The following is an 800-nucleotide window of genomic DNA, read 5'->3' as shown; positions in this document are numbered from 1 at the left end:
CGGCACCTCCGGCGCGCTGTGGGGCGCGGCCCTCATCGCGGCCGGCGCCGTCTACGACGACCAAGCAGGCGCCGAGGCGCGCACCGTCGTCGACGCGGTCGATGCCGGGATCGACGCGATCCAGCGACTCGGCGGCGCGCAGGTGGGCGACAAGACCATGGTCGACGCCGCCGCGCCCTTCCGCGAGGAGCTCGCGAAGGCCTTCAGCGGCGAGAACGCGGCCGAGGCGATCCTGCAGGCCGCGGACGTGGCCCGCGAGGCGGCCGACGCGACCGCCGAGATCACCGCGACCCTGGGCCGCGCCCGCGTGCTCGGCGAGAAGTCGGTCGGCACCCCCGATCCTGGCGCGATCTCCTTCTCGATCCTCATGCGCGAGCTCGGCCAGTACCTGTCCTGACCCGGGCAGAGGCCTACCCTCGAAAGTGTGCAGTTCTGAACCAGTTCGGGCCCGGAAGCGGTTCAGAATCGCACCCGACTCGACCCGCCCCCGGCCTGCCGCCACCTGACGGCGTTCCATCACCACCGGAACAGCTCCACCGACCCCTATTCCTCGACTCCGAAGGAGAAGATCATGGCTCTGACCATCGTCACCGGTTCCGACAACGCCGGCTACGGCCACAAGTCCGCGCTCAAGGAGCTGCTCGAGCAGGATCCCCGCGTCGGGAAGGTCATCGACGTGGGCGTGACCGGCCGTGAGGACGGCACCTACTACCCCAACGTCGCCGTCGAGGCGGCGGAGAAGATCGCCGCCGGCGAGGCGGACCGGGCACTGCTGATCTGCGGCACGGGCCTGGGCGTCG

2 protein-coding genes are annotated in these 800 nt (G+C 71.1%); both read left to right on the top strand.

Features of this window, described 5'->3' with window-relative positions:
• Window positions 1–397, top strand: a 397-nt coding sequence (locus HMPREF3159_RS17945) for a DAK2 domain-containing protein (RefSeq protein ID WP_246821618.1), incomplete at its 5' end; no start/stop codon positions are given.
• A 174-nt stretch (window positions 398–571) separates the two neighbouring features.
• Window positions 572–800 (top strand): RpiB/LacA/LacB family sugar-phosphate isomerase (locus HMPREF3159_RS11145; protein WP_141748190.1); only part of this gene is annotated, 229 nt, incomplete at its 3' end.

It is taken from the genome of Brachybacterium sp. HMSC06H03, from assembly GCF_001807385.1.
Lineage (GTDB): Bacteria > Actinomycetota > Actinomycetes > Actinomycetales > Dermabacteraceae > Brachybacterium > Brachybacterium conglomeratum.
Note: the sequence above shows the minus strand (reverse complement) of the source record. Positions and strands in the feature narration are given on the sequence as shown.